The organism is Microbacterium sp. MYb54, from assembly GCF_002979515.1.
Classification (GTDB): domain Bacteria; phylum Actinomycetota; class Actinomycetes; order Actinomycetales; family Microbacteriaceae; genus Microbacterium.
In genome coordinates this window covers 33,370-40,456 of the sequence record NZ_PCPA01000027.1, presented here as the reverse complement: position 1 = coordinate 40,456, position 7,087 = coordinate 33,370, and the positions used below count along the sequence as shown (strand labels likewise).

Sequence of the window (7,087 nt, the reverse complement as noted above, 5' to 3'; positions counted from 1 at the left end):
CGGGCGGGAGCGCTTGAGGCGACACCGGGCGCAGTCGGCCGCCCGTGGCGGCGAACCAGCAGCCGACGATGATCAGGGGGAACCCGAGCAGCAGACCGGGGGTGAGCGGTTCGGCGAGGACGATCGCGCCGAGGATGATCGCCACGACCGGGTTCACGTAGGTGAACAGAGGAGCGCGCACCGGCCCCACCTCGCGGATGAGGGCGAAGAACGCCAGGAATGCGACCGCCGTGCAGATCACGGCGAGCGCGAGGAGCGCGGCGATCGACGGCAGGGTGGGCACCTCGTGCTGGGTGAGCAGACCGATCGGGAGATAGAAGATCCCGATCATGAGCAAGGACAGCGTGATCGTTCCCAGCGACGGGACATCGTTGAGCTTGCGGGCCACGATGAACGGCGCGATCGCATAGAGCACGGCGACCAGCAGCACCTCTCCTGCGGCGAGAAGACTGACCTCGCCACCGAAGAGCCCGGGACCAGCGACCACGATCGCGACGCCGATGAAGCCGACGAGCAGCCCGATCCCGCGGGCCGGCCGCAGAACCCCGCGATCACCTCCGCTGAGGGCGATCAGAGCGGCGAACAGCGGAACGGTCGCCACCAGCAGCCCGGTCATCCCGGAGGGCAGCGTCATCTCGGCGTGACCGAGGAGCAGGAAAGGGCCGGCCATCTCGACCGCACCGAAGGCCAGCACCCAGGGCCAGTGCTTGAGCGCGGCACGCAGCGCTCCACTGCGGAGGGCGAACGGCAGCAGCAGCAACGCGGCGATGAGCGTGCGCCCTGCCACGATGGCCGGCGGCGAGATCGACTCGACCGCGATGCTGATGAACAGGTACGGCACGCCCCAGAGAAGGGCCATCGCCCCGAAGAGCAGCCAGCCGCGTCGCGAGAAGCCCGCGTTCGCGGTCACAAGATGCGCCGGCCCTCGAAGGCCCGGCCGAGGGTGACCTCGTCGGCGTACTCGAGGTCGCCGCCGACGGGCAGCCCCGAAGCGAGTCGGGACACCGTGATCTGCATCGTGGTCAACAGCCTGCTCAGGTAGCTGGCGGTTGCCTCACCCTCGAGGTTGGGGTTGGTTGCGAGGATGACCTCCTGCACCGTGCCGTCGGCGAGGCGCGTCATGAGCTGGGTGATGCGGAGATCGTCCGGACCGACGCCGGCGATCGGGCTGATGGCGCCCCCGAGCACGTGGTAGAGCCCGCGGAACTCCCTGGTGCGCTCGATGGCCGCGACGTCTTTCGCGTCTTCGACCACGCAGATCAGTGTCTGGCTGCGACGCGGATCGCGGCAGATGGCGCAGCGTTCCTGCTCGGCGACGTTGCCGCAGATCTCGCAGAAACGCACGCGGATGCGAATCTCACTGAGCAGCTCGGCGAGACGGGCGACGTCGAACGTCGGCGTCTGCAGAATGTGGAACGTGATCCGCTGGGCGGACTTCGGGCCGATGCCGGGAAGCCGACCGAACTCGTCGATCAGCTCCTGAACGATGCCGTCATACATCAGGAGAACCTCGTCGGGGGCTCGTAGGGCTCTTCACGAACGAACGTCGCGCCGAGCACCTGGCGGATCACGGCCTCACCGTAGCGCTGGACTCCCCCGACGGAGGGCGTGCGCTCGATGACGGCCGGCGGAGCAGCAGCCGCACGCTGTACCTGCGGCGTCGGCGGAGCGGTGGGAGCCTGTCGCGGCGCGGGAGGCTCATACGACGGATCGTAGGGCGGCTCGTCATCGAAGGCGGGAGCATCATCATCGCCCGGCAACGGAGGCTCGTCGCGATCGACAGCGCCGTCGGACGGTGGGACCGGAGCGGATGCGGCCGCCTCGACCTCTTCAGGCTCATCGTCGACCGGGAGGGGCGACGTCGGTGCCGGCGAGCTGTTCAGCGATTCCGCCTGCGCAGTGGGAATCGCCGCCACGGCCCATTCCGTCACCGAGGATGCCGACGCGCCACGGACCTGCGAACGGGGTGGACCCGCTGACGCAGGCTCCGATGCGGGAGCGGAATCGGCGGGCGCCGAGGGGCCGGATGCTGAAGGCTGGCGCGGAGCACCGCCTGTGGGCATCGGCGCGGGCAGGTACTTCACCCTGACCCCGAGCTCATGCTCGATCGCGGAACGCAGGTGGTCGGACGGCCCCGATCCCGGCGTCGTGCCCTTGAACTTCTGGACATCATGCTGGCTGGTGAATCCGAGCGTGAGGACCTCGGTGTCGGTGACGTACGCGAGCGGCTGCACGGCGGTGGCGAGCAGCCAGGACGTGCGGCTGATGCCCTCGAGCCGCGTGAGGACGGCGGGCCAAGCCCCACGGACACTCTCGAACGTCACGGGCCCCTGCGGCGCGGCAGATTCCGGCGATGCGGCCTCCGGTGCGGCGGGGGTCTCGCTGACGGCCTGCGCGGCAATCGGGTTCTGCTCGGCATCTGCGGGCGCCGGAGCCGACTCGACGCTCGCGAGCGCCGTGGTCGTTTCCACCGCCACGGACTCGGCCGGAGCCGGAGCCGGAGGTGCAGCAACAGCCGGTGCAGCAACAGCAGGTGCAGCAGAGGGCGCAGACACAGCCTGCGCGGGCGCGGGTGCCGATGCGGCAGCGGCGCGAGCCGGAGCGGCACCGCGCTCGACGACAGGCGCCGGAATCGAAGCCGGGGCATCTGTCGCAGCGGCGAGAACTCGCGCCACCATGAGCTCGAGGTGCAGGCGCGGTGACGTCGCACCGGACATGTCGTCGAGCGCCGCGCTCACCACGTCGGCCGTGCGTGATAGACGTGCGGCACCGAAGGACTGGGCCTGGGCGCGCATGCGCTCCAGGTCGTCTTCGGCGATGCCGCGCAGGACTGCCGAGGCGCCGGCACCGACCGCCGCGATCACGATGAGGTCACGCAGACGCTCGAGCAGGTCGTCGACGAAGCGGCGCGGATCTTGCCCGGTCTGCACCACGCGGTCGATCGCGGGGAAGGCGGCAGCGGCATCACCGGCGGCGAGCGCATCGACGATCTCGTCCAGGAGCGCCGCGTGCGTGTACCCGAGCAACGAGACCGCGCGTGCGTAGCCGACGGTGACCGTCTCGGAGCCTGCCGGCGCGTCGGACCCGGCGATCAGCTGGTCGAGCAGCGAGAGCGTGTCTCGCGGGGAGCCGCCACCGGCACGGACGACGAGCGGGAGCACGCCCTGCTCGACGATCACGCCCTCTTCGGCGCACAGCTTGGCGACGTACTCGAGCATCGCGGCAGGCGGCACCAGCCGGAAGGGGTAGTGGTGTGTGCGGGAGCGGATGGTGCCGAGGACCTTCTCGGGCTCGGTGGTCGCGAAGATGAACTTGACGTGCTCCGGCGGCTCTTCGACGAGCTTGAGCAACGCGTTGAACCCCTGCGGCGTCACCATGTGCGCCTCGTCGAGGATGAAGATCTTGTAGCGGTCGCGGCTGGGGGCGAAGGTCGCCCGCTCACGCAGGTCGCGCGCGTCGTCGACGCCGTTGTGGCTCGCCGCGTCGATCTCGACGACATCGAGCGACCCACCGCCGGCACGCGACAGCTCGACGCAGCTCGGGCAGACGCCGCACGGCACGTCGGTCGGCCCCTCGGCACAGTTGAGGCAACGCGCCAGGATGCGCGCGGAAGTCGTCTTTCCACACCCGCGAGGACCGGAGAACAGGTAGGCATGGCCGACCCGGTCTCCGCGCAGCGCCGTCATGAGCGGATCGGTCACCTGGGACTGCCCGATCATCTCGCCGAACGTCTCGGGTCGGTAGCGGCGGTAGAGGGCTGTGGTCACCTCAACAGCCTACGGCGTGCCACCGACCTTCGGCGGGCCCGAGCATCAGTCGATCGGTTCGATCACCGGGATCGTCGTCGTGATCACGGGGACGGACGCCGACATGCGCGTGCCGTCTTCGCGTCGGGCATCGGCGAACTGTCGGAGTGTCGGTCGTCCGGGGATCAGGGGGCCCTGATCGGCGAGCGGCACGACGACCTCGTCCTCGACGGTCGCGATGTACGAGGACTCCCGCACACTGAACGGAACCGGGGGTCCGCTGCGCACCTGCACACGCAGCTCGTCCTTCGTCACCGTCACGTACAGGTTCGACCCCTGCCACTGCAACGGGAACGACAGCGAAGGCCACCCCGCCGGAAGCCGCGGATCGAAGCTCAGGTCACCCGCATAGTCGCGCATGCCGCCGAAGCCGCACACCAGAGCCGTCCACACGCCGCCCGCTGAGGCCACGTGCACGCCGTCCGCCGCGTTGTGGTGAAGGTCGTGCAGGTCGACGAACAGCGACTGCTCGAAGTACTTCTGCGCGAGGTCCTGGTAGCCCACCTCGGCGGCCAGGATCGACTGCACGACGGCCGACAGGGTCGAATCCCCCGTGGTCAGCGGGTCGTAGTAGTCGAAGTCCGCCTTCTTCTCCTCGGGGGTGAAGTGATTGCCCTGCAGGAACAGTGCGAGCACGACATCCGCCTGCTTCAGCACCTGGAACCGGTAGATCACCAGTGGGTGGAAATGCAGCAGCAGCGGACGCTGTTCGGCGGGCGTGTTGGCGAGATCCCAGACCTCACGCTCGAGGAAGAGCGAGTCCTGCGGATGGATGCCGAGACCCTCGCTGTAGGGGATGTACATGGCCTCGGCCGCCCGATCCCATGCCTCGGCCTCGCCGGGGCCGAGGCCAGTGCGGTCGACCAGCTTCACGTAGTCGTCGGGGTAGCTCTCCCTGATCTCCCGCACGATCTTGGCCGCGTAGCGGAGGTTGTAGCGCGCCATCACGTTCGTGTAGAGGTTGTCGTTCACGACCGTCGTGTACTCGTCGGGACCGGTCACACCGTGGATGTGGAAGGTCTCGATCCCATCCCCCGACGCTCCCTCGACGAGACGCGAGGCACGCCAGAATCCGAGAGTCGCCCACAACCGCGCCGTCTCGATCGCGATGTCGGCACCTTCACGGCGAAGGAAGTCCTCGTCGCCGGTCGCGCGCACGTACTTGCCCAGCGCGAAGCTGATGTCGGCGTTGATGTGGTACTGCGCGGTGCCGGCGGCGTAGTACGCCGAGGCTTCCTCGCCGTTGATCGAGCGCCACGGGAAGAGCGCCCCCGCCTCGTTGAGCTGCGCGGCACGGCGACGCGCTGCAGGGAGCATGCCGACACGTGCGCGCAACGCGTTGTACGCCCACCGCGGTGATGTGTACGTGAGGAACGGGAGCACGTAGATCTCGGTGTCCCAGAAGTAGTGTCCGCTGTATCCCGACCCGGAGACCCCCTTGGCGGGGACTCCGGCGCCGTCGGCACGCGCTGAGGCCTGCGCGAGCTGGAACAGGCACCAGCGCGTGGCCTGCTGCAGGTCGTCGCGCCCGCCGATCTGCACATCGCTGCGCTCCCAGAACGCGTCGAGCCACTCCCGCTGGCGTCGGAACACGGACTCGACGCCCTCGTCCTCCGCCCTGTCGAGCGAGCGGCGGCAACGATCCACGAGCTCGCGCGGCGGCACGCCACGCGACGTGTGGTAGCTGACGAGCTTGGTGACCGTGATCGGCACACCGGCCTTCGCCTGCACGCGGAAGACGTTCTTCGCGATGTCCGGCTCGACGAGAGTGCGGGCGTTGTACTCGTTCTCGGTCTCCACGACATGATCGGCGACCACGGCGACCGTCATCCCCGAGTCGGCGACACGGTAGGACAGTGCCGAGCGCAGGCCGTCCTGCCAGTGCTCGGCCGGCTCCAGCACGCGGTCGGCGATCTTCTCGGCCTTGCGAGGGTCGAAGGCCGCGGCCTTCGTGCCGATCGGGGTGCCGGCGTAGACGCCCGCACCGTCCTGGCGGTTGAGCAGCTGGCAGCTGATCGTGACGGGAGCGTCGGCGTTCTCCACCACGACCTCGAGGCGGAGCACTGCGAGGTGGCGCTCCTCGAAGCTCACGATGCGCTCGTCACGCATGCGCACGCGTTTGCCCGACGGCGTCTCCCACACCACATGGCGCTCCAGGACACCGGTGCGCAGGTCGAGCGTGCGCCGGTACTCCCGCACATCGGCGTCGTCGAGCGAGATCGGCTCATCGTCGACGTAGACGCGCATGACCTTCGCGTCGGGGGCGTTGACGATCGTCTGGCCGACCTCGGCGAAGCCGTAGGCCTGCTCGGCGTGACGGATCGGCCACGTCTCGTGCAGCCCGTTGATGAAGGTTCCGTGCTCCTGCGCACCACGACCCTCGATGTGGTTGCCGCGGAGGCCGAGGTAGCCGTTGCCGACGGAGAACAGCGTCTCGCCGACACCCTCCTCGGAGTAGTGCGTGTCGATCAGACGCCACGGGTCGATGGGGAAGCGGTCGCGATCGATCATGCGGTCTCCGGGAAATCGGTGCGGGAAGCGGGAACGAAAAGGGCAAGGTCGTCGACGACGACCGTGGCACCGGCAGCGCGCAGCGCCTCGGCACCGGCACCGCGATCGACGCCGACCACGGCCGTGAAGCCGGCAGCGGCGGCGGATGCAGCGCCGGAGGTGGCGTCCTCGACGGCGACGGCACGCGTCGGGTCGACACCGAGGGCGACCGCACCGGCGGCGAACATGTCGGCGGCAGGCTTCGAGGCGAGCCCGTCGCGCTCGGCGACGACTCCGTCGACGACGACTCGGAAGAAGGAGCGGAGGCCGGCGGCCCCCAGTACCTCTTCGGCGTTCTTGGAGCTCGAAACCACACCGAGCGGGATGCCGGCGGCGTGCAGGCTCTCGACGAGCGCGAGCGAGCCGGGGTACGGCGCGATCCCCTGACCGCGCAGCGACGCGGCGAACGCGGCGTTCTTGCGGTTGCCGATGCCGCAGATGGTCTCGGCGGAGGGGTCATCGTCGACTTCGCCCCACGGCAGTTCGACATTGCGACTGCGCATCAGGCTCGCGACACCGTCGTAGCGCTTCTTGCCGTCGACGTAGTCGTAGTAGTCGGCGTCGGTGTAAGGCGGGGTGATGCCCCATCGCGCGAACACGTCGTCGAACACGGCCTGCCAGGCGCGCATATGCACCTCGGCAGTCGGGGTGAGCACGCCGTCGAGGTCGAAGAGCACGCCGTCGGCGTGGAACAGGTCGGGCAGTGCTTCAGGCACAGAGCCTCCAGGAGA

Annotated in this window: 5 protein-coding genes; all 5 read right to left on the bottom strand. The window is 69.2% G+C overall.

The features are described 5' to 3' along the window. A partial coding sequence (locus CQ040_RS18690; protein WP_105528272.1) for a DMT family transporter occupies positions 1–910 on the bottom strand: 910 nt, incomplete at its 3' end. Beyond that, the gene (gene recR, locus CQ040_RS18685) at positions 907–1,500 is read right to left on the bottom strand and encodes a recombination mediator RecR (protein ID WP_105528271.1); all 594 of its coding nucleotides are present in this window, start codon (positions 1,498–1,500) and stop codon (positions 907–909) included. The genes recR and CQ040_RS18690, both read right to left, overlap by 4 nt. Further along, entirely contained in the window at positions 1,500–3,767 is a 2,268-nt protein-coding gene (locus CQ040_RS18680) for a DNA polymerase III subunit gamma and tau (RefSeq protein ID WP_105528270.1), read from the bottom strand. Before CQ040_RS18680 ends, recR begins: the two co-directional genes overlap by 1 nt. A gap of 45 nt (positions 3,768–3,812) precedes the next feature. Next, positions 3,813–6,317 carry a glycoside hydrolase family 65 protein gene (locus tag CQ040_RS18675; RefSeq protein WP_105528269.1) on the bottom strand — a complete coding sequence of 835 codons (2,505 nt, stop codon included), beginning with the start codon at positions 6,315–6,317 and terminating at the stop codon, positions 3,813–3,815. Then, positions 6,314–7,072 (bottom strand): HAD family phosphatase, encoded by a 759-nt coding sequence (locus CQ040_RS18670; protein ID WP_105528268.1) that lies wholly within the window; start codon positions 7,070–7,072, stop codon positions 6,314–6,316. The genes CQ040_RS18675 and CQ040_RS18670 overlap by 4 nt, the downstream gene beginning before the upstream one ends. Between the last annotated feature and the right edge of the window lie 15 nt (positions 7,073–7,087).

Coding starts and splice junctions, on each gene's coding strand:
- recR (WP_105528271.1), bottom strand. CDS start 1,500: ATGTATGACGGCATCGTTCAGGAGCTGATCGACGAGTTCGGTCGGCTT.
- CQ040_RS18675 (WP_105528269.1), bottom strand. CDS start 6,317: ATGATCGATCGCGACCGCTTCCCCATCGACCCGTGGCGTCTGATCGAC.